The 25,420-nt window shown below is 33.9% G+C and carries 27 protein-coding genes and 2 pseudogenes; 6 read left to right on the forward strand and 23 right to left on the reverse strand.

All coding sequences use genetic code 11. From position 1 onward, the window contains the following. Window positions 1–3: 3 nt before the first annotated feature. From Q5Y73_RS21780 to Q5Y73_RS21810, 7 genes and pseudogenes are all read right to left on the reverse strand, one after another. Window positions 4–765 (reverse strand): hypothetical protein, encoded by a 762-nt coding sequence (locus Q5Y73_RS21780; RefSeq protein ID WP_305994036.1) that lies wholly within the window; start codon window positions 763–765, stop codon window positions 4–6. 53 nt (window positions 766–818) lie between these two features. Next, window positions 819–1,259, reverse strand: coding sequence for a GNAT family N-acetyltransferase (locus tag Q5Y73_RS21785; protein ID WP_305994037.1), 441 nt, complete (start codon window positions 1,257–1,259; stop codon window positions 819–821). A 172-nt stretch (window positions 1,260–1,431) separates the two neighbouring features. Continuing rightward, the gene (locus tag Q5Y73_RS21790) at window positions 1,432–2,085 is read right to left on the reverse strand and encodes a metallophosphoesterase family protein (RefSeq protein WP_305994038.1); all 654 of its coding nucleotides are present in this window, start codon (window positions 2,083–2,085) and stop codon (window positions 1,432–1,434) included. A gap of 80 nt (window positions 2,086–2,165) precedes the next feature. After that, window positions 2,166–2,261 (reverse strand): annotated as a pseudogene (locus Q5Y73_RS21795) (NAD(P)-dependent alcohol dehydrogenase); the annotation flags it as partial. Between the two features lie 105 nt (window positions 2,262–2,366). Further along, window positions 2,367–3,101, reverse strand: coding sequence for a toast rack family protein (locus Q5Y73_RS21800; RefSeq protein WP_305994039.1), 735 nt, complete (start codon window positions 3,099–3,101; stop codon window positions 2,367–2,369). 73 nt (window positions 3,102–3,174) lie between these two features. Beyond that, window positions 3,175–3,651, reverse strand: coding sequence for a DUF4386 domain-containing protein (locus Q5Y73_RS21805; protein ID WP_305994040.1), 477 nt, complete (start codon window positions 3,649–3,651; stop codon window positions 3,175–3,177). Window positions 3,652–4,448: 797 nt separating this feature from the next. Then, window positions 4,449–4,592 (reverse strand): hypothetical protein, encoded by a 144-nt coding sequence (locus Q5Y73_RS21810; protein WP_305994041.1) that lies wholly within the window; start codon window positions 4,590–4,592, stop codon window positions 4,449–4,451. 76 nt (window positions 4,593–4,668) lie between these two features. On the opposite strand from Q5Y73_RS21810, the gene Q5Y73_RS21815 reads away from it, so the two are divergent. The 3 genes from Q5Y73_RS21815 to Q5Y73_RS21825 all read left to right on the forward strand — a co-directional run bounded on the left by Q5Y73_RS21815 (window position 4,669) and on the right by Q5Y73_RS21825 (window position 6,323). After that, on the forward strand, window positions 4,669–5,145 hold the full coding sequence (locus tag Q5Y73_RS21815) for a DUF4489 domain-containing protein (protein WP_305994042.1): 477 nt from the start codon (window positions 4,669–4,671) through the stop codon (window positions 5,143–5,145). A 203-nt stretch (window positions 5,146–5,348) separates the two neighbouring features. Next, a complete protein-coding gene (locus Q5Y73_RS21820; protein ID WP_305994043.1) occupies window positions 5,349–5,813 on the forward strand; it encodes a DUF4489 domain-containing protein in 465 nt (154 codons plus the stop codon). Between the two features lie 27 nt (window positions 5,814–5,840). Further along, the gene (locus tag Q5Y73_RS21825; RefSeq protein WP_305994044.1) at window positions 5,841–6,323 is read left to right on the forward strand and encodes a DUF4489 domain-containing protein; all 483 of its coding nucleotides are present in this window, start codon (window positions 5,841–5,843) and stop codon (window positions 6,321–6,323) included. A 75-nt stretch (window positions 6,324–6,398) separates the two neighbouring features. Here the strand turns inward: Q5Y73_RS21825 and Q5Y73_RS21830 are convergent, their stop codons facing one another. From Q5Y73_RS21830 to Q5Y73_RS21860, 7 genes are all read right to left on the reverse strand, one after another. Continuing rightward, entirely contained in the window at window positions 6,399–7,928 is a 1,530-nt protein-coding gene (locus Q5Y73_RS21830; protein ID WP_305994045.1) for an acyl-CoA carboxylase subunit beta, read from the reverse strand. 45 nt (window positions 7,929–7,973) lie between these two features. Further along, window positions 7,974–8,756 (reverse strand): enoyl-CoA hydratase, encoded by a 783-nt coding sequence (locus Q5Y73_RS21835; protein ID WP_305994046.1) that lies wholly within the window; start codon window positions 8,754–8,756, stop codon window positions 7,974–7,976. Window positions 8,757–8,758: 2 nt separating this feature from the next. Continuing rightward, a complete protein-coding gene (locus tag Q5Y73_RS21840; RefSeq protein ID WP_305994047.1) occupies window positions 8,759–9,664 on the reverse strand; it encodes a hydroxymethylglutaryl-CoA lyase in 906 nt (301 codons plus the stop codon). Window positions 9,665–9,690: 26 nt separating this feature from the next. After that, window positions 9,691–9,903 carry an acetyl-CoA carboxylase biotin carboxyl carrier protein subunit gene (locus Q5Y73_RS21845; RefSeq protein WP_305994048.1) on the reverse strand — a complete coding sequence of 71 codons (213 nt, stop codon included), beginning with the start codon at window positions 9,901–9,903 and terminating at the stop codon, window positions 9,691–9,693. Window positions 9,904–10,033: 130 nt separating this feature from the next. Continuing rightward, on the reverse strand, window positions 10,034–11,389 hold the full coding sequence (locus Q5Y73_RS21850; RefSeq protein ID WP_305994049.1) for an acetyl-CoA carboxylase biotin carboxylase subunit: 1,356 nt from the start codon (window positions 11,387–11,389) through the stop codon (window positions 10,034–10,036). Between the two features lie 174 nt (window positions 11,390–11,563). After that, window positions 11,564–12,706, reverse strand: a complete 1,143-nt coding sequence (locus Q5Y73_RS21855) for an acyl-CoA dehydrogenase (RefSeq protein WP_305994050.1) — start codon at window positions 12,704–12,706, stop codon at window positions 11,564–11,566. 292 nt (window positions 12,707–12,998) lie between these two features. After that, the gene (locus tag Q5Y73_RS21860; RefSeq protein ID WP_305994051.1) at window positions 12,999–13,985 is read right to left on the reverse strand and encodes a phosphotransferase family protein; all 987 of its coding nucleotides are present in this window, start codon (window positions 13,983–13,985) and stop codon (window positions 12,999–13,001) included. 274 nt (window positions 13,986–14,259) lie between these two features. Between Q5Y73_RS21860 and Q5Y73_RS21865 the strand changes: the two genes are divergently transcribed. Next, a complete protein-coding gene (locus Q5Y73_RS21865; RefSeq protein WP_305994052.1) occupies window positions 14,260–14,949 on the forward strand; it encodes an AzlC family ABC transporter permease in 690 nt (229 codons plus the stop codon). After that, the gene (locus tag Q5Y73_RS21870; protein ID WP_305994053.1) at window positions 14,942–15,256 is read left to right on the forward strand and encodes an AzlD domain-containing protein; all 315 of its coding nucleotides are present in this window, start codon (window positions 14,942–14,944) and stop codon (window positions 15,254–15,256) included. Before Q5Y73_RS21865 ends, Q5Y73_RS21870 begins: the two co-directional genes overlap by 8 nt. A gap of 27 nt (window positions 15,257–15,283) precedes the next feature. On the opposite strand, the gene Q5Y73_RS21875 is transcribed toward Q5Y73_RS21870, so the two are convergent. After that, window positions 15,284–16,093, reverse strand: a complete 810-nt coding sequence (locus tag Q5Y73_RS21875) for a hypothetical protein (RefSeq protein ID WP_305994054.1) — start codon at window positions 16,091–16,093, stop codon at window positions 15,284–15,286. 219 nt (window positions 16,094–16,312) lie between these two features. On the opposite strand from Q5Y73_RS21875, the gene Q5Y73_RS21880 reads away from it, so the two are divergent. Next, entirely contained in the window at window positions 16,313–16,846 is a 534-nt protein-coding gene (locus Q5Y73_RS21880; protein ID WP_305994055.1) for a dihydrofolate reductase family protein, read from the forward strand. Window positions 16,847–16,946: 100 nt separating this feature from the next. On the opposite strand, the pseudogene Q5Y73_RS21885 reads toward Q5Y73_RS21880, so the two are convergent. The 8 genes and pseudogenes from Q5Y73_RS21885 to Q5Y73_RS21920 form a co-directional block, all read right to left on the reverse strand. Continuing rightward, window positions 16,947–17,265 (reverse strand): annotated as a pseudogene (locus tag Q5Y73_RS21885) (DUF4180 domain-containing protein). Between the two features lie 25 nt (window positions 17,266–17,290). Next, on the reverse strand, window positions 17,291–19,024 hold the full coding sequence (locus Q5Y73_RS21890) for an aromatic amino acid hydroxylase (RefSeq protein WP_305994056.1): 1,734 nt from the start codon (window positions 19,022–19,024) through the stop codon (window positions 17,291–17,293). A 182-nt stretch (window positions 19,025–19,206) separates the two neighbouring features. Further along, window positions 19,207–20,769 (reverse strand): ATP-dependent acyl-CoA ligase, encoded by a 1,563-nt coding sequence (locus Q5Y73_RS21895; protein WP_305994057.1) that lies wholly within the window; start codon window positions 20,767–20,769, stop codon window positions 19,207–19,209. Between the two features lie 57 nt (window positions 20,770–20,826). Next, window positions 20,827–21,978: a homogentisate 1,2-dioxygenase gene (locus Q5Y73_RS21900; protein WP_305994058.1), complete on the reverse strand. Its 1,152-nt coding sequence runs from the start codon at window positions 21,976–21,978 to the stop codon at window positions 20,827–20,829. 13 nt (window positions 21,979–21,991) lie between these two features. Beyond that, window positions 21,992–22,900, reverse strand: a complete 909-nt coding sequence (locus Q5Y73_RS21905) for a fumarylacetoacetate hydrolase family protein (protein WP_305994059.1) — start codon at window positions 22,898–22,900, stop codon at window positions 21,992–21,994. After that, window positions 22,897–23,523, reverse strand: coding sequence for a flavin reductase family protein (locus tag Q5Y73_RS21910; RefSeq protein ID WP_305994060.1), 627 nt, complete (start codon window positions 23,521–23,523; stop codon window positions 22,897–22,899). Before Q5Y73_RS21910 ends, Q5Y73_RS21905 begins: the two co-directional genes overlap by 4 nt. Before the next feature lie 42 nt (window positions 23,524–23,565). Further along, window positions 23,566–24,681 (reverse strand): 4-hydroxyphenylpyruvate dioxygenase, encoded by a 1,116-nt coding sequence (gene hppD / locus Q5Y73_RS21915; protein WP_305994061.1) that lies wholly within the window; start codon window positions 24,679–24,681, stop codon window positions 23,566–23,568. A gap of 100 nt (window positions 24,682–24,781) precedes the next feature. Then, window positions 24,782–25,375 carry a histidine phosphatase family protein gene (locus Q5Y73_RS21920; protein ID WP_305994062.1) on the reverse strand — a complete coding sequence of 198 codons (594 nt, stop codon included), beginning with the start codon at window positions 25,373–25,375 and terminating at the stop codon, window positions 24,782–24,784. Between the last annotated feature and the right edge of the window lie 45 nt (window positions 25,376–25,420).

Genomic DNA, 25,420 nt, shown 5'->3' on the forward strand with positions numbered 1-25,420 from the left:
GTTTTATTTTGGTTGTGATTTATATATTTCTAAAGCTGTATATAAAACATTCTTATCATATCCGGTTAGTCGATTTATTTTTTCAACCCATTCTTCTATGGTATTTAGCTTTGGTTCTTTTAATAAACCTTCAGTAGTACTTAAGAAGCTTTCCCAGTTGTAAAATTCCCAGTGGGCAATTTCTGATTTGTACGGGACTCTACATTCAAATAAGGGTTTAGGTTTAATTATACTTTGGGAGAATTCAGCGGCTTTCATGAGGGAATTTATCTCTATTGGTTGAGTATCAAAAATTTGTTTCGAAACTTTTCCGTTTGGTCTATGATATAAAATCTCTAAACTGTTCTCGTCTGTGTTTACTTGAACTTTTGTAGCTGGGAAAAAACCATCAAGTTTTTCTTTGTTGAAATTTTCGTTATCTGTTTCTATTAAGATAGGTTTTAACCATTGATCTCCTAAATCGCAATAAAATCGATGCCCAAATTCATCTAGTGCAATGACTGCAACGTGAGCATCTTCAGTATTTAAGTTATGAGCTATAGGATAGGCTTCAATCCCATCCTTTTTAAATTCATCTAGCAACCAAATTGTTAAATCAAAGCAATTCCCTGTAATTCCAAATTGTTCTCTATGCTTTTTCATTAAGGAAACATCTCGTTGTTTTTTACTACTTCCTTGTTTATAAAGCCAAGCTTTAGTTAACGTTTCCATAGGAAAGTTGTCAAATTTTTTCCAGGTTCTAAGAATATCTTGTGACGGTAACATCGCAGCACCTACTTTTCTAGTGATCATTGTTTATAAAGATATAGTCATTATTATTAAAGATCCAATTTCAAGAAAATTTCGTCCTCAGACTCAAGACCAGTCTCCGTTACATTAAATCCTACACTGTTATATAAATGTATCGCAGTAGAATTTTTAGGATGAATACTTATCCATATTTCTTTATTGTCAAAATTGGTTTTTATTAACTCTATCACTTTTTGAAGTGCTGATTTCCCATACCCTTTTCCTTGCTCCTTTTTATCAATCATAAATCTAGCAAGATTCATATCTCCATCGTCATCTAGTATATAAGCAGTAAATCCTATTATACTATTATCATTATATATCCCAAACATATGCATGTTTTTCTCGAATTTAGATTGTGCAATAGAGTATGCATTTGAAGGTACAAAACCGTTTTGTTTTTCATGAACATCCAAATTCACACATTCTTCCCAGTTTTCTTTATTAATTTCTTTTAAATGTATACTCATTTATATACCTCTTTTATTAGTTTTTATGTAATGTTACTGAATCGCTATCACTATAAGGAAAAATCAACCATTAAAAAGATGATAAGAATGATAATCAGCGCTTTAGTATAATGCATAGATTGAGTATCATATCATACATATTTTGACACATTCAGTGGTATGTCTTTCTAATTTATATAATATCCTTAACGTCTGTTTTTTCCTTTAAAAATTCTATAATTGTCCCATTGGATTTCACTTTAACACCAGTTAAATATCCATATCCCTGATAGGCAGCACCTGTGTCAATGTTCCATGAATTGCTAACTTCATCATACATCGGCTCTTTGCAAGGCGTGTGACCTATAATTTGTAATTTGTTTAAATTCTTTAATTGATTTCGATTCCAAATGACACTTAAATTACTGGATTCTTCAAAAGGATTAGCAGCTTCCTTTGCAATACCTGCATGACTAATAAAGAGATCCGAATTCTCCCAAAACAATGGCATCTCTTTAAACCAATCCATATCATTTTTAATATTTCTATTATTTAATTTATATTGATATAATGTTTCTTCACCACAATGATTTACCCAATGAAGGTTTGGTGCTTTCTCTATATGTTGAATGAATTCAAATTCATGATTACCTTTTAGAAATATAACGTTATTAGGATGTTTTTGTTTTAAGTTTCTAGCCAAATGTACTGTTTGTGGAGTATTTTTTCCCCTGTCAATTAAATCGCCTACTTGAACTAGTATTTCATTATCTTTATCCAATTTATTTAATAGCTTCTTAAAAGTGTAAAAACATCCATGTATATCCCCGATTATAAATATGTCCAAGAATAAGTTCCTCCTAAAGCGATCATATTATGAATTTCATTATACCTCTACTTTCTATAATTAACATAGAGATTGTGATTGATTAAAACTTCATTTTCTTTAGGAGTAGGTTTTTCTACCTCTTCTAACTGAAATGCATCAGGTGATCCATATTTTGAACACACTATAGCTTTCATGAATTCTCCTCCCATCATTTACAATTGAGTTGAACAGGTTAAAATGGCCACGAATCTAATTGTATGATTGGATTAGATTCGGGACCAAAATGAGGATACTTCACTTTATTTCACTTTAAACATAACTTCGCCCATTCCTAGTTCAGCATTAATTTTTATATGATCACTTTCAGAAGCATCGTAGGCATCATTCACATAAACACCATTCCCAAGTGATTTCAACTTTATAAAATCAGTAGCAACAATTCCTTTTTCAGTTTTAATGATTACTCCAATATCTGATGGAAGAATGATGGTCGAACTACCTAGACCTGTTTTAAAATTAGCATTAAACCCTTCCTCCCATTCTCCACTCATATCTATAGTTACTTCACCTACACCAGTTTCAACCTCTAAGTTTTGAATTTGTAGACCTTTCAAATCCAATTTCGTTTCTGAAACCCCTGCCATAACCTTTAAATCTAGTGGTATCTCATTAGTCAATTTAAAATCCCAGCTATTTTCCACACCACCAATATTACGAAATCCGAAATCACCTTCATTTTGTTTGATTTCAACCTGACCTCTATTTTGGGTGAGTTCATATGTGACTTCAGGTTCTAATTTTTTTACGTTATATTCTATACTCCCATCTATCCATTCAGTAGCTCCTTTTGAAACTTGCAGTTCTCCAAGACTAATCTGTAGAGATATATCTAATGCTGTGGATTGATCTTTTTCTATTGTAATCGATTCTTTTTCCAAATTACTATGAACGGTAAAATGTTCAACAACCTCATTACTGCATCCAGCTAAAACTAGCAAAAAAACTAACATCATTCCTAAAAACTTCTTCTTCATGTTAATCACTCCTTTTATTTCTATTTTTTCCTCAATTCTTTTTTCATCAATTGAAAACATTGAGTGAGTCATATCAAGATTTCTTACCGTGTTCTTTGATCTTTACCCCCACAATCAAAAGCCATAAACAAAGGGAAAACTCCCCTAAATCAGCAGGAACTGTAACAATCAGAGAAATTAAAGATAAGCTGTTTGGATAAAGAGAAGAGATAAAGAAATCTATTAGATAACCAAAACATCCTAACATCAATAAAATACCAATCATTTTTGGAATGAAACCAGACTTATAAACTAAATAACCTAGAGGGAATAACCAAAGACCAAAAAATATTTGAGCGATAAGGTATCCATAAGAGTGCAGTTCAAGGAAAAACATTGAAAAACTATGAAGTTGGCTAGTTTCGAATACACTTAAATAATCTGAATTGTTCAAGAGTAATAGGGGGGCAATATGATTAAGCATATTCACACTCAAAACTGAAACAGCGATCAATACACATAACACCATCAGCATTGCATGGTTTTTGTTTATGTTATTTTTTGTAATCATGTTAAATCGTAATTACCACATTTCCTTTTTTGCGTCCGTTATCAACATACGTATGAGCCTCCACGATTTGTCTGTAGCTAAAATATTCAAAAAAAAATGGATTAAATCATCCTCATTCAGTAAGAGTTCATTTGTATCCTCACTAATTTTGTACTATTGTTTTATTGTTTTAGTGATCTAGTTAGATAGTACACTATGTTTAATTAATTGTCAACTTTATACAATTCAAAAAAAGACGTATCACTACGCCTTTCTGTTTAGGTTTTATTATAAAATTATTATTTTCAAATGAATTATAATGTGATTACTGTCGCTTTTAAGCTTCTGGAAGCAGCAAAGATAAAAGATGGTCCTGTACCCGCTACCGGTATATTTGTACAAACAAGTTTGTATGTCTAAATGTGCTATTACCAGCTGTTGCATAATCCATTAAAGCATTGATGAAAGCAATACGAGTCTTATTACGTAATATTTCATATGTTATTTGAAAAGTTGAAGCATTACCATTCGATGGAGTACTTATGAAATTCCTTCTTCCTGTTCTTTTAAGAGATCATTGTGCCTGTCTATAAAATTTTTAAATATATAATAGTCTTCCCCTCTACTAGGAACCATTTTTTCAAAACAGATTCTATTTTCAAGTTCAAATTTGTATATGTAATTTTAAAATAAAGTTGCACCGTTTTAAAAAAAGATATACCGAAATATTAGTGATAAACCAAACCACTGATTTTTGTGGTTTTAAAAGATAGATAAATCAAAACTCATGAATTAGACAGTTATTCATGAGTTTTTTTTCAAACTCTTTCTAATGTAATTGGGATTTCTTGAGCATAGTCAGCCATACCAAAAGTTTTAGAGTATACTTCCTCCCCTTCCATACCTATATATACTGCCCCTGAAAAATCATAAAAAAATGTATTTTGGACCAGTTTCTTCATAAAAAAACATTCATAAATATAGGTTAAAAACATAAAAATGATCAAAGAAACTCTAGAATTAATGAAGGAGAAAACAATGAAAAAAAGCTTACCTTTTATAAAAGTTGGTGCAGTTTTTAATCCTGATTTACCATATGAATTAGATGGTAGTGACTCCCCAATTATCCTAGGAGAAGTAACTGTTCATCCTGAGCGAGTGGAAAATGCATGTGTATTCATCAAATTTTCAGAGTTTATAAACTTCACACTATTAGGATTGAACCCTTTGATTCAAATCAGTTATAGACTTGTTAAGGAAACTAATAAGCTAGTATACCCTCAGATTTTAGAAGAGTGGGACTTTCAATTTGAGTCTAATGATATTTTGGAAGTCGCAAATATAGAGACGAATCAACCTACTGTTCTGAGCTTTTGTGATTGTTTAAAAGTTGAGTATACTGAGGCAATAACTTATCGAATAGAAGTCGTTTATATAAAAACAAATCATGTAAAAAGCTTTGGAATTACGAACAAAAGTATAACAGCTACTGTAATAAGCGGATCTTCAGACTAGTACAGGATGTACTGATATCGTTAGTCACAGGACGTGACTGACTTTAGACTAGTGCCGGATGCACTGATCCTGCTATTACCACATGGACGTGGTAGTTTTAGCAGGGATGTAAACCATATCTTAGGTGAAATGATGCTGTAAGACTCCCCTTACAGCATAAGAAAGTGATAAAACTACTTTACAAATGATAAAGGAGAAGGAAAATGGGAAATAAATATCGGCATCCCTTTATAAAAAGTGGAAAAGTGTTTCAACCTGTATTACCGCTCCAGCTATCACAGGACGATCCTCTGGTTGCTTTAACTCAAGTTTCAGTAAATGCAAATGAGATAGATAAGCCTTGTATACTAATTAACTTTTCTGGTTTTATGACTACTTTTTTAAGAGAAGAACGATACGGAGAATTTATATTTAGTTTAAAAAGGTTTTGTTTAAATACTTCGCATTCGGAAACTTTAATAGAATGGCCTTTTACAAGAGCCTTTGTAAATGACACTAATATTAAAGAGCCTATCGTATATAACTACTGCGATTGTCTGTCTGAAAAAAATGGGTTCTATGCGTATCAATTTGGACTCACTTATATTAAGCTATCGGAAAAGTCCTCCTTTAACATAACCAAAAAAAGTATGACCGCTCAAGTATATAGTGACAATGAAGTCCTTTAAGAAAAAAACTTGTAAAGGAGATATACCATGTCAAATAAAGTGTGCAGCCCTACTTTAAAATGCGGTAAAATATTTAGTGTGAATCTACCATCTGAATTAACTATAAATGATCCACCTATAGACTTAGCTCAAGTAAAAGTGAACATTGAAAACCTTAAAAAACCATGTGTTCAATTGAATTACTCTCAGAATATACAGTTCGAGGTTTATGGACTTAATCCTTCATTTAGCATCGTGTACAGGTTAGTTCGTACGAATGGCAAAACGGATGGAACCATTTTCTTAGAAGAATGGAGTCTTACATTCTCAGAAGTTTATGCTACTACCATTCCAAACATCAATACGATTGAGCCATTAGTTGTTAATTATTGTGACTGTATATGTGTTAAAGGTGTAGAAAGTTTCACTTACACTTTACAATTAGCTAAAGTAACTACTACCAATTGTAATTATAATATTACGAATGAAGTTATCTCTGCAATTGCTATTTGTGGTACTGATAGTTCTTAAGAATAGAAAATAGATAAGAATAGAATCCCCATATTTAAAATGGGGATTCTTTATGTTTACGATATCCTTTATGAATTATACGGGATATACTGGGTGTTTTCGCTTTGAGAACACAGTATATTTTGTCATATAGGTTTCAAATCGTCTCATTAACTCATCTCGTAGTGAATTTGCTGGAACGATTCCATCTATGATCATTTCGGATGCTAATTTGTATATATTAATATCCTCACGATATTCTTTTCGTTTATTTTGGATATAAGCAGGTCTATCCTCTTCTGGTAATTGTGCTATTTTGTTTGCATAAACGGCATTCACAGCTGCCTCAGGGCCCATTACAGCAATTTGTGCAGTAGGAAGTGCGAGACAGCAATCTGGCTCAAAAGCAGGGCCTGACATTGCATATAAACCTGCACCATATGCTTTTCTAACAACAATGGATATTTTTGGCACGGTGGCTTCAGATATGGCAGCAATCATTTTAGCTCCATGACGAATGATCCCTGCTCGTTCAACTTTGCTTCCAATCATAAACCCAGGTACATCTGCTAGAAATAAGAGTGGGATATTGAAAGCGTCGGCTAAAGTAATAAATTTAGCTGCCTTATCAGAGGAATCTTGAAAAAGAACCCCACCTTTGACATTAGGTTGATTTGCAACAATTGCAATGGATTGACCATTCAACCGTGCAAACCCAGTGATGAGTTCAGAAGCAAACTTTTTTTTGATTTCAAAAAATGAATCTTCATCAATGATTCTATGAATGAGATCGTTCATATTAAATGGAGCATTTTGATTATGAGGGATAATCTCTTCAAGTGTTTTGTCAAATTGTTTTGGTAGGACAGGCTTTTTCATCGGAGCTTTTTTAGCATAATTTGGAGGAAAATAAGTCATATAGTTTCTGGCTAATGTGATTGCTTCTTCTTCTGATTCTGCAAGTATATCTCCAACACCTGAGACAGAGCAATGCATCTTAGCTCCACCCATTTCTTCTAAAGAAGCTTTTTCGCCAATGACCATCTCTGCCATTCTAGGTGATCCTAAATACATAGAAGCATTTCCTTCTACCATGATGACAATATCGCAAAAAGCTGGGATATAAGCACCACCAGCAGCTGAAGGTCCGAACATAATACATACTTGCGGGATCTTCCCTGATAATTTAACTTGATTATAAAATATTCTACCTGCTCCCCTTCGTCCTGGGAACATTTCTACTTGATCTGTAATTCTAGCGCCTGCTGAATCAACCAAATAGATTAGTGGCACTTGCAGTTTCTCAGCAGTTTCTTGTATTCTCAAAATCTTTTCTACCGTTCTAGCACCCCATGAACCAGCTTTAACAGTAGAATCGTTAGCCATCACACAAACCACTTGACCGTGTATTTTACCAATTGCTGTGACAACACCATCTGCTGGTAAGTCATCAGCCATATGATTAGCAAATAAAGCATCTTCTATTTCAACACCATCATCAAATAATAATGATAAACGATGACGACAAAAAAGTTTCCCCTTTTCAGCATTTTTTTTATGATATTTACTTGCTCCACCTTTGTGTATTTCTTCGATTCGGTTATGTAAGTCTTTTTCTAATGACATCCTGTGCCCTCCCTCAACTTAATTTTAAATGATAATCTTGGATATTCACTCTCCTTTATATATAGGTTTTCTCTTTTCCTTAAAGGCTTGAAGGCCTTCTAATCTGTCTTTTGTAGGAATTGTCATGTCATAAGCATGTTGCTCAAGGGCTAAAGCGGTATGTAGATCTACTTCACAGCCCCTATTAATAACTATTTTAGCTTGTGATACTGCTATTGGAGCATTTTGAGTAATTTGTATAGCGACTTCATGCGCTTTATCCTTTAACTTATCTTTAGATACAACATATTCTACTAAACCGATTTTCTCAGCTTCTACTGCCTCAACTTTTCGAGCTGTATAAATCAGCTCCTTGGCTCGTCCTTTACCAATTAATCGTGGTAAGCGTTGTGTTCCTCCTGCCCCAGGTATAATCCCTAATGAAGTTTCCGTCAATCCGAATTTTACATGCTCTGATGCAATTCGAATATCGCATGCTAAAGCTAACTCAGTACCTCCACCAAGTGCGATCCCATTTACAGCAGCAATCACAGGTTGAGGCAGTGCTTCTAATTCATTGATATTATTTCTAATCAGTGCTACAGTCTTACGAACCTGTAAACTATCCATTGTTGCACGTTCTTTTAGATCAGCGCCTGCACAAAATATTTTTCCACCGGCTCCTGTAATAATGACGCAACGAATATATGGATCATATTTAATGTCCATGATGGTTTCTTTTAGCTCATATAACATCTGTAGTGACAATGCATTTGCAGCTGCAGGACGATTTAATTGAATGTAGGCAATACCTTCTTCTGATTTTGATACTACTACTTGTTTATCCAATGCTATCCCCCCTTTGCCATTTTTGCTTGCAGAAGATGGCTTGGCAGCACTCTGCCTATTTTTTCTTGAATATATCTGGCGGCTTTAAAGAGTCTATCTTGATCAATTCCTGTTGTAACATCCATTCCCTCAAGCATATTCACTAAATCATCTGTGGCAACATTTCCTGATGCACCCGGGGCATACGGACATCCTCCTAGACCACCAACTGCACTATCAAAGATGGTAATTCCCATTTGTAAGGAAGTTAAAATGTTAACTAAAGCAGTTCCATATGTGTCGTGAAAATGCATGGCTAAACTTTCAGCGGGAAAACGTTTGAGCATCACTTCCAATAACTCTTGTACTTGTTTTGGAGTAGCGACTCCAATTGTATCGCCCAAAGAGAGTTCGCGAATTCCCATATTAAATAAAGAATCTGATATTCTAATAATGGAATCAATATCTACCCTGCCCTCATATGGGCAACCAAACACAGTAGAAACATAACCTCTGACCGTTTTGCCAGCTGAAAGTGAATCTTTCACTACGTTTCTTAATACTGGAAAAGTATCTTCAATCGATTTGTTGATATTTTTTTGATTATGAGTTTCACTTGCAGACATAAAAATAGCTGCTTCATCTATATTCGCTTCTAGTGCACGAGCAAGCCCTTTTTGATTAGGAACAAGTGCAGCATAAGTCACTCCTTGAATGCGATGAATGCGCTTTGCTACTTCTAAAGCATCAGCTAGGGTAGGAATCCATTTTGGATGAACGAAAGAACTGATTTCAATATATTGAAGTCCTGACAAAGATAATTGATTAATCCATTGGATTTTATCTTCTGTTGAAATCATTTTTTTTTCATTTTGCAATCCATCACGAGGTCCAACTTCTTGCAATGTTACTTTCTCCGGCCATTTCACTTACTAGTCCCCCTAACTTTTGCTGGCTATTCTATCTCTAACAAAACATCCCCTTCATTCACAAAGTCCCCTTCATTTACTTTTATTTCTTTCACAGTTCCAATTGATGAGGATGTTAATGATATCTCCATCTTCATAGATTCTAAGATCACCAATTCCTGTCCTTGTTCAACTTTATCCCCTTCTTTAACAACGATTTTCCATACACTTCCTGCCATGTTTGATACAAGCTGCCCCATTTTAATCCCCCCGTTTAAAACAAGAATTATTAACTTACCTAAAGGTAATCAAGATCTTACTGCTAAATTCTTGTGTTCATAAATTTACATCTACATTCCCTTAAAAAATTGTGATAAATGCGTTACCTTATCAAATAGAATTAGAGTTATTTTGAAGATACTTGGTAACAAAATCCGTTGTTGTATCTCCATTTTTAAAAGCTTGATGAGCTGTTACTTCTTTTAACATTGGGATATTCGTTTTAATTCCGTTAATTTCGTATTTAGAAAGAGCATCTTCAAGCTTAATGATTGCTTCCTCTCGATTGTTTCCCTTTACGATAAGCTTCGCAATCATAGGATCATAAAAAGGTGTAATAACGGATTGTTCCTCAATAGCTAATTCATGACGTATATTAGATCCTTTGGGTAAAGATAAATTTGTAATTTTTCCTGGAGAAGGGAAAAAAGTTTTCGGATCCTCAGCGTATATTCGTACTTCTATCGCATGTCCATTACGTTGAATTTCTGACTGAGTAAGTTTCAAGGCTTCATTGGCAGCAACCCTAATCTGCTGCTCAACTATATCAATACCTGAGATTTCTTCCGTAACAGGATGTTCTACTTGGAGGCGTGTATTCATTTCTAGAAAATAAAAATTCTTGTTTGAATCTACTAAAAATTCCATAGTCCCGGCGTTGCTATATCCTATGGACTTGGCCGCTTTAACAGCTGCAGCTCCCATCTTAAACCGAGTTTCTTCATCTAATATTACTGAAGGAGCTTCTTCTACAATTTTTTGATGACGACGTTGGATTGAGCATTCACGTTCCCATAAGTAAATGGTATTCCCAAATTGATCAGCAAGAATCTGAATTTCAACATGTCTTGGATTTTCTATCATCTTTTCAATATACATGGCTCCATTTCCAAAGAAGTCAGTTGCACGTTTTTGATTGCTTGCAAAAGCTTTTTGAAGCTCTTCATTGTTTTGAACAGCCTGCATTCCTATACCACCGCCACCAGCAGAAGCTTTTAACATGACAGGGTAACCAATTTCATTGGCTATTTTGACTGCTTCGTCAGCATTAGATAGTGGGTATGCTATACCAGGAACAATAGGTATACCCGCATTCTCCATTGCTTTACGAGCTTCTATTTTGCTTCCCATCTGATGAATTACTTTAGGTGATGGTCCGATAAATTTAATTTCTGCTTCATCACACTTTTTGGCAAAGTCTGCATTTTCAGAAAGAAGTCCATACCCTGGATGTATGGCTTCAGCATTTGATTCCTTTGCAATCTCTAGTATCTTCTCTATGTTTAAATAGCTTTCATTTACTCTAGGACCTCCGACAAAAAATGCTTGATCAGCGTGTTTTACATGCATTGAATCCTTGTCTGCTTCTGAATAAATAGCAACGGTTTGAATATTCATCCATTTACATGTACGTATGATACGCATTGCTATTTCTCCTCGATTTGCGATTAGTATTTTTTTAAACATCGTTATCACCAGTCCTAATTCATTTACTAATTGCTGCTTTACCTGAGTTCTATTTGACTTAAAGTGAATAGTGATTAAAACTATTCTTGTGAGCATGTATTGTTATCATAAATATATTTTTACATTGAAAGTAATATGAATAAGATATGTCCCTCCCTTAAATAATCTGCAAAGTTACAACCCTAGTTGTCTAGCTATGACTAGTCTCTGAATCTCTGAGGTACCTTCTCCTATTTCAGTTAGTTTTGCATCTCGTAAATATCGTTCAACGGCATACTCTTTAATATATCCATAACCGCCATGTATTTGGATGGCTTGATTGGTAATTCTTGAAGCGGCTTCTGAGGCATACAGTTTTGCCATGGCAGATTCTTTGCCAAATGGTCGCCCTTGATCCTTTAACCATGCGGATTTATATATCATATTCCGTGCTAATTCAAGCTCCATCGCCATATCTGCCAATTTAAATTGGATCGCTTGAAATTTTGAAATTTCTCTTCCAAATTGTCTTCTTTTAGTGGCATATTGAAGTGCCGCATCATAAGCTGCCTGAGCTATACCTAGTGCTAGAGCTGCAATTGAAATCCGACCACCATCTAAGGTATATAGAAACTGATTGAATCCTTTTTTTGGATCTCCAAGTATATTTTCCTTTGGAACTCTTACATCTTCAAAAACTAATTGTGAAGTATTGGAGCCGCGAACCCCCATTTTGTCGTAATTACTGGTGATTGTAAAACCGGGTAAACCTGTTGGTACAATGAGTGCAGAAATGATATTATTCCCTCTATCGTTCTTACCTGTGACAGCGGTTACAATCACTGTTTTGGCATATCCAGCATTTGTAATGAAGCTTTTCTCTCCATTAATTACATATTCATCCCCATGTATAACTGCTTTGGTTTGAGTACCTCCAGCATCAGAACCAGCACCTGGTTCAGTTAAACCAAAAGCACCTAACGCCTCTCCCGAAGCTAGTGGAATTAAAAATGTTTGTTTTTGCTGCTCCGTTCCAAAGTAATATATGGGGGCTGCTCCAAGAGAGATTGCAGCAGCATAACTAAGACCAGTGCTTCCACATGCTCGGCTTATTTCTTCTACTGCTATTGCATAAGATAGGGTATCTCCACCTGATCCACCATATTTTTCAGAGAAAGGAATTCCTAACAAACCTAAATCTCCCATTTTCTTGAATGTATCGATTGGAAATTCTCCAGTTTTATCAATATGCTCAGCTTTTGGTGCAATTTCATGATCTGCAAAGTTTCTAACCATCTCTTTAATCATTTTTTGCTCGTTCGTTAAATCAAAATCCATCCTAATACTCACTCCTCCCATGATGGTGCTTAGATGAAAAAAAATCATACAACACTATATTAACTATGTTAAAAAATGTTAAATATTCGTAGAGTAGCTTCATAGCATGGATATTTACAGCGTTGCAAATTCAATGTGTTAAAGAATTATGGAACCATTGATAACTTTCTATCTAATCTTATGAACAATATCATATTAGCTTAGACTTGGATCTACGGGTTGGAATGAAAAAGAGCGCTTTATGTGCGCCCTTGCTCTAGTAAATATGGTTTTAGAAGCACTAGACTCATAGCTAATTTGGCTTTTTTGATTCAATTATTATTTCTTCTTTCATTATTCTTTTTATTTCCTTCATTTTAAATTCGGCTATTCTCATAATACTTTTTACATTAGTGTATCCTTGAAAATATTTTTCTATCTCCCAAGCTAACATCATCGTTGTATGGTCGATATAAAGAAAATCAAAATCTTTTCTATAGTCTTTCTCTAAGATATTGAGATTTCTTAGTTCCAAAAGTGAATGATAAGAATGAATAACAAATTGAATTAATTCAGGTTCATAAACATCCTGCAGCAAAATCGTTATATCTCTCAGCGGTGATCCAACAGCAGTCCATTCCCAATCTATAAAATAAATCTGATCATCACTTTCAAATATATTTTCTAAATGAGGATCACCATGAGTTATAACCAAAGGGCATTTTACCTTATAATTAGTTAAATCTAATTGGTCATAAGCATATTCTATCGTTTCTATCCATTCCGTTTTTGCCCATTGTTGTTGGGTAATTAATTTCTTTAGTTGATGTATGCACCAATTCTGCCATTCAGAAGTGATTTGATGTTTAGGTAAATCTTCAGACTCTACGTCAAACCTAGATGTATGCAGGACGGATAACCTTTGTAAAATATGTTCAATCAGCTTCCTCTTCTTTTTTAGAGATGCTTTTTCAAAAGTGTTTTTCAGAGGAGACTTTAGGTCATGCATCAGAATGGCTTGAGGAAAGGAGTCCCAAATTTCAACCAATTTACTATATGGACTAATAAGATTCGACAATTGTTCGTATATAACAATCTCGTTATTTCGATCTCTTTCAAATTCCTTATAGATGTAATTTCTTTTTCTTTTTTTATCGTCTAACGCTTCAATTCGATAAATATTCCCCGCATGTGATCCCTCAATTAATTTTCTATTTAGTAGTGTCCATTTTTTTTCATTTATTCTTTCTTCTAAATGCATCAATATTCTGCCCCCATTTATATAATGAAAAACCGTCATCTTGATACGTCCTAAATTGAATCTTTTTACCATTAATTATACTTAGCTCCATGAATTATCACCTGTTAGCTTTATTAATATTTAAATTTATATATTGTAATTAACTAAAAAATAATTATAATATAAATTAAGGTTAATTATAATTTATAATAAATATATTTTAATATACAATTATAATTCGCAATACTTTAGTACTTTATTGTTTTTTCTTATTATATATGAAGTATGTTCGTTTTGATTTATTAATATTGAATTATTTACAGGAGGTATACAAGTGGATAAAAATATGAAAACGATAAAAACGGGTCTTTTAGAATCATTACCATTATCTATAGCGATCTCTACATATGGATTATCTTATGGTGTATTGGCAAACGAAGCAAATTTGGGTTTGTTTGCTGTGATGGCAATGTCTTTGTTTGTGTTCTCAGGTTCTGTACAAATGGTTGTAGTCGCAATGATATCGGCTGGCAGTAGTTTTGGTAGTGTTCTTATTACTTCCATTTTGTTGAATTTGCGTAATTTATTATATGGTGCAGGACTTGCAGAGGGTCTTGCACCTGCGAAGAAATGGAAATGGTTATTAGCATTTGGTGTTTCAGATGAACCTTATGTTTTAGGCAGCTCAAGATTTCATAAATATGGGCCAGACCCACTATATTTTGGGGTTGTAACAGGAACATTTTATTTGGCTTGGATTGTTGCTTCTTTCATTGGAGCGATTATTGGAAATGAGATAGATTCTCAAAAATGGGGACTAGATTTGGCATTTCCAGTAACTTTTGTTGCCCTGCTTATTCCAAGTCTTAAAGAAAGACCTATAGTAGCAACAGCTCTAACGGCTGTTTTGATAACCACCGTTCTTGAATATTTATTCCCAGGTAATCAATTTACAATTATTATTGCTGGAATCGTATCACCATTAATAGGTTTATATTTAAAAGGAGGACCCAACAATGCTTAACCATTGGTTTCTTATTGGATTTTTATCTGTTACAACATATCTTTCACGCATTATCGGTTTAGAATTTATGGCAGGACAACAAATGAGTCCTACCTTACGTCTTTATTTTCAATATGTTCCTATTGGAATCATTACAGCACTAATTATGAAACAGGTTTTAATTCCTGGAGAAGGACAATTAAGCATTTCAGTCCCAGTCCTTGTTGGATGCATTTCTACAGCAATTGCCATAAAAGTTATTAAAGTGTTTCTTCCTTCTGTTGCTATTGGAGTACTGTTTGGATTACTAGTACGTCATTTTTTATAATATAGAAACGATGACATCCGAAAGTCATCATTTTAGACTTTCCTTATAAAAGAACCAAATATTTATAAAGTTTTCCAATCTAGATTGATAGGATGGATTTAATGATGAATACAAAATATCATAACTTTTAACTGCACTATAAATTAATCTCGCAATATAATTAAATGTGCGATCTGATGTTTTATCAAATAGGATATCTTCATTGTTTAAAACAGTTAAATAATTCAATTCTTCAGCATAACCATATCGGTGATAATTTGTATTATATTCTTGATCTCTTAAGATCATTTGAAGGACTAATCCTTCTTGTGTAAGCGCATGAGACAAATGTGAAGCTATAAGATAATCTTTTCTCATTAATTTACCTAACGCTTGTACAGCTGTAAACCAAAAACCATCTACTTTTTTAGAATCCTCACTGATTCGATTATGTGGCAACAAAGGAATTCCATCAACACAATATGCAGAAATAATAAGATCAAATCTTACTCCATTTCTTTTACATATTCTGATGACTTCGCCTCTCTCCTCTGTACAATAATGTGATATTCCTAATATATCATTATTGAAGCCGATCCTACCTAAGTAGTCGGCATAGATCGGTTGATTTGAATGAAACTCTTTGGGATGTAAATTCATCTTAATTTCAATATCTATATCACTATAAATATCGTGAAAGCATTTATCAATCGCTTTTCTAATAGAAGACTCATCTTTTATGGATTGAATTTGAACTTCTTTTATTAATATTATATTTATTTCAGGGAGTTTAAAAAGAAACTGCAGAACCTTCTTTGCTTCCTGAAGCAAAACTTCTTTTGTTATCGTTATTTTCATACATGTTCCTTCCTCAAGTTATTTTTTGTTGAAATTAACTTCTTATTTTATCACATGATAATGGAAATTTGTAGGTTGTTGTTTGGGAGAATATTGCTTGCATTCTACAAGTGATAAAAATTCAAATTAAAGAATAGAATGAATATGCCAAGAAAGAAAATTCATAGGGAATTTTCTTTATGCAGAGGTGTATGTATATTAGAATGGAGGCAAGAAATAATGAGAAAAATCATATATGATATTGCGACCACTTTGGATAATTTCGTTGCAAGAGAAGATCGAACAGTCGACGGATTTATAATGGAGGGACAACATGCAGAGGAATATATAGAAAGAATTAAAGAGTATGACACCGTTTTAATGGGAAAGCACACTTATGAATTTGGTTTTTCGTATGGAATTGAACCTGGAGAGCCTGCATATCCAAATATGATGAATTATGTTTTTTCTAGATCCACTCACTATCCTACTGACAAAGGAATTAAAGTGATTAGGGATAATCAGATTTCTTTTATAGAAGAACTAAAACAAACACCTGGGAGCGATATTTGGTTATGTGGAGCAGGAACATTTGCTGGTTTCTTGCTGGATCATCAATTGATTGATCAACTAATTCTAAAGGTGAATCCTATCATGTTTGGGAAAGGAATTTCATTGTTCGGGGATATAAGGAAAGAATTAGAACTAAGTTTAATAAATTCCAAAACATATGAAAATGGAGTTATACTTCAATGCTATGATATCAAGTACTAATGTGTGAGTATTAAATCTTATTAGAAAGGAACCCTCGTTTAAATGATAACGAGGGTTATCAAAACTTTAATAGACTTGAAGAAAAATATCCCACCTAGATTTAAGCCTTACTCAATTTGTTTACAGCCTCATCTTGATCTTTCAAGAAAAATAAATCTTTTCCTTCATTACTTTCTCTTATAAAGTGTTTTAAACTATTGCTAGAATACATTGAATAATCACCTACTACAGCAAGTTTCATTTTATAATTAATAAACTTTTGAAATATTTCTCCTGCCTAAAATCATACGATTACATCCTGTTTCATAACGTACTGTTGCCATTAAATCTAAAGCGGACTGAACATCTGTTATTAGTATTTTATCACTATTTACAATAGCAATCTTAACATTATTTTCAACTATTTTTGTGATTATCATAATTGTCCTCCGAATATCATGTAGCTTAAACTAGCTTTAACCCATTAGCAATCAGATTTTGTAATGATTCATCCTTTATTTTTAATTGAGTTAAATCCTGTCGCAGTTTGTTTTGTAATTCTTGATGAGTATCATGTTCTGATAATAATTCTAATACTTCTAATCGCAATAACCAGTCGTTTGAAAAGGATTCATCCAACTCATTGACAATTTCTAACAGCCTTTTTCCATCTATGACGTTGTCATATTCACCCTCTCGAATGTTACGTACTTTTTGATATAATTGATCTAATGGACTTAATGAGATTTCTTTCTTATCCTCAATTTCCTCTATATCTTCAACTTCAAAATAAGCTTCTGGATCAGCTGCACCTGCGTAGACAGATTTTATACATTCCCCTACAGCCATATCATACATTCCCCATTCAGGTTTAAAAAGCTCTAAATCATCAAAGTTTACAGTAGCATTCTGAAGTCGAATAAGGACTATTTTATTGTTTTTCTTAATAACTTCATGAACTAAACCTTCTACCTTGACACCGCTTTCAAAATGAAGTGTACTTTGGTGTCCAATCACAATATTATGAAGAGCTAACTCCTCGTCTGTTAAATCTTCTAATGCTTTTTTGATACCTTTTAATTTTCCAATAGGGGATCCAAATCCATCAGCGTGGACATCTTTTCCGTGGTTATGAAGCAACTGATGATCGTGTGATAATGTAGTCCCACTTGTCGTTTGTAGGTAAATTGCTTCCTGATTTTGATCTTTTATGATTTTAGAAAAAATACCACTTATTTGTAAACTGGAACTATATTCCGCTGTTGCAATTGCACCTGATCTAATTGCTTTTTCTAAGCTTTCAGTGCCACCTACGTTAAATGCCATACGTTCTGCATATTGTTTAACAGCATCGATCAGTTGATCAAAGTGTTCACATACAAATAATTGAGGTTGTTTTGTTGTAATATCGAAACTCGTAGAGATTACCTTTTCTAATTCAAAAGGTATTTTATCTACTTCATCTGATAAACAACTGCTGCTTTCCCCTACAGAAGACAATAAACCGGCACCATATATTTTCGGATTTTTTGTGTCCCCGATTAAACCGTATTCCACTGTCCACCAATATAGTCTTGAAATCTCTTCAGCTTCGGAAAGGTGTTTCACTGCTTTCTGTTTTTCTTGGAGTATATGTTCCGCTTCAGCAATTTCTTGTTTGGTGGAACTTCCTTTTTCCAGTAAATTAGATAATGTACGGACGGCATCAAACACTTCGTGTTCTTCTTTTGTAGCTATCGCCTTACGACCAATCTCACCAAATAGTTTTACATAAGCTGCATATTTTTCATCACAAAGAATAGGCGCATGTCCTGCAGCTTCATGTATGATATCTGGCGCTGGTGTATATTCAATATTTTCTAATTTTCGGATATCAGTACCTACTGGAAGCAATCCATGAGCTTGAAAATCAAAAAAGATCACCCCTGGAATATAACCATCTATAGCTACAGCACCCCATCCAAATGGTTGTAAGCTGGTATGCATTTCTTCTACTTTTGGTATCCGCTCAATTTCCATTCCTGAAGCGGAAACACCATTTGTATATGCTGTATGTGCAACATCATGGAAGAAATTTATGTTTTGTCTCATGACATATCTCCAAACAGCATGATTAATGGGGGTGTATTCATCATATTGTTGTTCGATTACATACTCTCTTAAGTGTGCGGGAATGTCGCTTTTTTTAAGAAACTTCATTAGTATTCCTCCCTTACAAGTCATAATGCTGTTTTTCCAACCTAAAACCAACAACATTTCTATTTATAACATTATAGATTCTTTCTTCCTAGTTATAATTCAATAATTGAAGTAAAAACCCTTTTTGGAATAGAATAATTTACTATATTAATTAAATTTTAAGAAAAATTGAATCTAATCATTTATTTCATTTGACGTTTTAATTTAATACCTGACTTTTCTCGATCCCATGAATTCCCAATTCCTTCTTGCTTCAATTTGTATTTTTGTGTTCTTTGTGTCGCTGTTTTTGGAAGAGATTCTTTAATTTCTATATAACGAGGAATCATAAAGTAAGCCATTTCTTGTTCACAATAACGAATGAATCTTTCGTAATCAATACTTTGAATATCAGGTTGCAATTGCAATACAACCTTTACATCTTCTTCACCAAACTCTGAAGGTACTCCAATGGCTGCAGATTCAAATACATCAGGAAATTGATTAACAACTTTTTCTATTTCATATGATGATATATTTTCCCCTCTATATCTTATACAATCTTTCAATCTATCTTTGAAATAAAAATATCCATCCTCATCCATAAACCCCCTATCTCCAGTATGAAACCATGCACCTTCCATAGCCTCTGATGTTTTTTCAGGCATTTTTAAATAGGATTGGAAAATGGTATGATCCATTTTTTCTTTCACTACAATCTCGCCATCTGAATTTGGTGGTAACTCCTTATTATTTTCATCAAAAATCTTTACATTGACATGTCTGACTGCTTTTCCAATAGTCCCTACTTTTACTTCATCTGGAGGATTACACAAAGCAATGGTTCCAGTTTCTGTTAATCCATAACCTTCAATAACTTTAAAACCATATCGATTCTCTATTTCTGTCCATATTTCTTTTGGTGTAGCAGCTCCAAATGCTCTGTCTACAGAATGAATTTTCTCAAATTGAGTTTGTGGTTGTTTATACAAAATGGTGAGCATTGAACCGATGTAGTTGAAAATCGTTGCTTTACTTTCATATACTTCATTCCAAAATTGTCTTGCACTAAAACGCTCAGATAAAACAAGTGGAATCCCTGCAACCAAAGCACCCATGACAGAAAGCTGTTGAGCATTGATATGGAAAAGGGGTAAACAAGTAAATAGAATATCGTCCTTCGTTATATTCATCATATCCTCTACAAACAAGCTACCTGTATGGATATATGAATAATGAGGTAATACAACACCCTTAGGGAGGCCTGTAGTTCCTGAAGTGTATAGTATAGCCATCGGATCCGTTAATTTAATGGATGAGACATTTTTTTCAAATGCCTCCTCTTGCATTGCTGCGGACATAAAGCGTTCTAAATCTACTGAATGATAAGGGTTATTAGTTAAAAGAGCAGCGTTTATAATTTGTAAATACTCTTTATTAGTGATGATCAATTTTGAATCAGAATGCTGCAGAATATATTGAAGACTATTTCCTTTTATATTTACATTGATAGGAACCATCACAGCCCCGAGCTTGGCCAAACCAAACCAAATCCAAATAAATTCAGGACAATTGTTTAACATAAGAGCTACATGTTCCCCTTTTTCAATTCCTAAATTCCTTAAATGGTTTGCAACTTTGCCAGATAATTCATCCAATTGAGCGAAAGTGTACTTATCATTTTTAAACTGTAAAAAAAGTTGATTTGGTATTTCTTTTGCATTTTTTGCAATGAGTTCTAAAGCTGTTTTCTCAGAGACTAACAATAAAACCTCTCCCCTTTCATAATTAAATTGTCCGTGATCCCTATAAAAATCCCCTCATTAAGTCCAACTAGACATATAGGAATGATCTTCGATAAGTGCAGCTTCAGATACAATTTTTAATGGTTTGAAGGTGTCAATCATGACAGCGAGCTCTGCTGTTTCTTTTTTACCAATGCTTGCCTCAATTTTACCTGGATGTGGTCCATGTGGGATTCCGCTTGGATGAAGTGTAATTGAACCTTCTGAAATTCCATTTCTACTCATAAAATTGCCATCAACATAATAAATGACCTCATCGCTGTTCACATTGCTATGATAATAAGGAGCTGGAATTGCGTCAGGGTGATAATCATAAAGTCTAGGAACAAAAGAACATATAACGAAATTATGACCTTCAAATGTTTGGTGAACTGGTGGTGGTTGATGAATTCGTCCAGTTATCGGTTCAAAATCATGAATGTTAAATTTCCAAGGATACAAATATCCATCCCAACCAACAACATCCAGAGGATGATTAGCAAACGTATGTTCAGTCATCATTCCTCTTGATTTTGTTAAAACAGTATGCTGGCCCATTTGATTATATGTTTCTAATTTTTCCGGTCCGTGGATATCTCTTTCACAGAAAGGACTATGCTCTAGCAATTGGCCATATTCGTTTCGGTATCTGCGTGGAGTTGTAATTTGACTGTTTGTTTCAACGATGAGAAGTGTTTGCTCATTGTGAGTTTGAGGTACAACACGATATATTGTCCCGATAGGTATGACAATATAGTCCCCTTCCTTGTAATAAATACTACCGAATATCGTTTCAATCTTTCCTGTGCCATGATGAACAAATAATAACTCATCGCCATCACCATTTCGATAATAGTAGTCCATTGCTTCTAAAGGTTTGACAATACCTATGACTAAATCATCATTTCCTAACATATATTTTCGACCTAATATAGCATCTTTTCCACTTTCACATTTACCTGTTAACAGATGTCTATGTTTTAAAGGAATGTCTTCCTCATATTTCATTTTTTCTAAAGGATACATTTTCGTTCCCTTTACAGATGTGGGCATATTATAGTGATATAAAATAGATTGTGTTCCCGAGAATCCCTTTGTACCCATGACTTGCTCTCTAAAAAGCGTGTTATCTTCTTTTTTGAACTGTATATGACGTTTTTTTGGAATCGAGCCCATTTTACGGTAATGCAATGTACTCCCTCCCTTATTCAACAATGATATTTTTTAACTTTCCTAGCCCTGTAATTTCAAGCTCAACAATATCACCAGGCTCTAACCATCTGTGGATTTCTGTTCCCAGTTCTAATATACATCCAGTTCCAACTGTACCTGAACCAATAATCTCACCAGGGTATAATGTTGTATTTTGTGAAGCCCGTTCGATCATTTCAGCAAATGAATAGTATATACTGCTAAAATTCCCGTTAGATATTTGCTGCCCATTTACCTTTGCAGTCATTTGTAATTCATAACGATCTCCAACCTTATATTGCTCTAGTTCATCTGGAGTAACTATATAAGGACCGAGGGAGGTTGCAAAATCCTTTCCTTTTGCAGGACCTAAACCTACCTTCATTTCCTTTGCTTGTATATCTCTTGCACTCCAATCGTTCATGATGGTATAACCAAAAATATGTTGTTCTGCTTGATCTGCTGCAATATCTCTCCCTTTTTTACCTATGACACAAGCAAGTTCAAGCTCGAAATCTAATTTGGAACAATGTTTTGGTTTTTCAATTTTTTCTTCAGGTCCTTTAATAGCTTTGTGATTCGTAAAATAAAAAACAGGAATTTCATACCATTCAGGAACAACAGTTAAACCTCGTCGGCCTCTTGCTGTTTTTACATGTTCTTCAAAAGCATAGAAATCACGAACACTAGGTGGATTAGGTATTGGAGCTGAGAGAGTAACTTCTTCTAGAGGATATACATATTTATCTTGAGCTTTTATATCATTAATGATTGTGGAGTTTGTTTCAAAATTTTCTACAAATGAAAGCAAACTATTAGGCAGTTTCTCATTGCTAGCCCCATTCATATCAACAATGTTGTCCCCCTCTATCCAGCCAGCTCTATCATGTCCTGCTTTATTCTGGAAGGTGACATATCTCATTTGGAATCACCCTTTTTTATTCTATTTAAAATAAAAGTATCACTTGCCGCTCTCAAATACGATTGACCTGCCATTCTACCAATTGGATTTAGTTGCTGTGTATTTATTTTCCCATTCTCATATAGGTGATCTGCAATAGAAATTAGTTCAACTTTCCCAATAACTAAGCTTCCTGAACCAGGCTCTGATCCATAATGATGCAGCTCGTATAGTGAACACTCCAAATGAATCAAGCATTCCTTTACTCGAGGTACATTGACTTTCGATCCAGCTTCTTTGTTTAATCCAGAGATGATAAATTCATCGGTGTCAAAAGGAAATTCTGTTGCACATTCATTTACTTGATTAATGATATCTTCACTTACAATATTAATAATGAACTCCTTTGTTGCTTCAATATTTACCAACGTGTCTTTTTTGGCGCCATCACTCCCACGAACCATAGGCGAAAAACAGATGAGCATAGGCTCCGCGCTTATACAAGTGAAGAAGCTAAAAGGAGCGAGGTTTGCCCGTCCTTTCAAATCCACAGTGGAAACAAATGCGATGGGTCGAGGCAGCACGGACCCTATTAATAATTTATACGCATCTTTCCATGGAAGAGTACTGGGTTCAACAATCAAATGAATCACCTCCATATCGTCTATTAATTTGCAATGGTATGCTTATAAATTACCTCTTCTTGCTTGCTCACGCTCAATGGACTCAAACAACGCTTTAAAATTCCCTTCACCAAAGCCCCTTGCACCTTTCCTTTGAATAATTTCAATAAACAATGTAGGGCGATCAACAATTGGCTTTGTGAAAATTTGCAGTAAATAACCTTCATCATCACGATCAACTAATATTTTTAATTGCTTAAGCTTTTCTATTTCCTCATCAATTTTTCCAACCCGTTCAGATAACACATCATAATAAGAATCTGGAGTGTCTAAAAACTCTATCCCATTTTCTCGTAATAGTGTGACGGTTTGTATAATGTCATTTGTTAGTAATGCAATATGTTGTACACCCGCTCCGTTATTAAATTCTAAATACTCTTGAATTTGTGATTTTCGCTTCCCTTCAGCAGGTTCATTAATAGGAAATTTGATTCTGCCTCCATTTGTCATTACTTTAGACATAAGTGCTGAGTATTCTGTACTAATATCATCGTCATCAAAGTGTAACAGCTGCTTAAATCCCATTACATTCTCATAATAACTAACCCACTCTTCCATTTCTTCTACATTTCCTACTACATGATCTACAGCTACTAAACCTGTTTTTTTAAATGGAATGTTCAATTTAATCGGTTCGTATCTTGGTAAAAATACTCCATTGTAGCTGGTACGTTCGATTAAGCTATGAATGGTATCACCATAAGTGCCAATAATTGCTTTTTTTATCGAGCCCTTGTCATCTTTTATTACTGTAGGTGGTAAAATCTCGATTGCTCCACGTGCAACTGCTTCATTGTAAGCCTTTTCAATATTGTCCACAACTAATGCAACGTCCTTAACCCCATCCCCATGTTTTTTAACAAAGGATGAAATAGGACTTGTTTCTTCTAATGATCCAGTTAAAATATATCGAATATTGTTCTGCTGTAAAACATAGGAAACAGATTCACGATTTCCTGTTTCTAATCCTGAATAAGCAATCGGCTCAAATCCGAATGTTTTACAAAAATAATCACACGCTTGTTTTGCATTCCCCACGTAAAACTCAATATAATCTACTTCTTTCACAGGAAAAAATTCTTCAAGATCAACTTGAACATTAAGTTTATGTTTTTCCATTGAGTAGCCCCCATTCCCATAATAAATGATGTTATATTTTTATATTAGTAAATAATGGAATACTTCTCAAGAATGTACTGCAAAGACAAAACGCTGTAGTTTATTGAAGGAATAAAGGGTTATCTACTAATTTCCATAATCTTTTAACACTTTGAATTTTATTTTCTAAAAAAGTCAATTTATAAATATCAGGTTTAGTGGTGCTATTCCAAAAGTCGTATCCATATTTTTTATCATAATAGTTCAAAATGGCAGTCATAATGATACCATGTGTACCGATCACGATATTTTTTCCCTCATATTTACTTAAAAGTTTCTGAATTAATGGAATTACTCGTGTTTGGGCTTGTTTTATCGTTTCTCCTCCAGGAAGGCAATAGTCTAAGTCATCAAAGGACCTTTTAATTGCAGTTTGTCTTTCTTCATCTGGAAGTTTGTAGTTTCCTTTTAATGGCCTTTCTTTTAACTCTTCAAAAACTTGAATTTCTAGTTTATTATTACTTGATAAACCCTCAATGGTTTGAATCGCTCTTATATATGGGCTAGATACCATTATGTCTATATTCTCTTTTCCCATGATGTCAGTAATTAGTTTAGCGTCCAATTCTCCTTGTTTTGATAGTTTTCTAGTTCTTTCTTGTCCAAATCTAAATGGGGATTCTGCATGCCTTACCATGAATATAACAGTTTTCATCTTTGTCTCCTTTTTATATAGAGCTGATATTAATTTTATAAAATA

The organism is Chengkuizengella axinellae (genome assembly GCF_030730905.1).
In the GTDB taxonomy this organism is placed as follows: domain Bacteria; phylum Bacillota; class Bacilli; order Paenibacillales; family KCTC-33759; genus Chengkuizengella; species Chengkuizengella axinellae.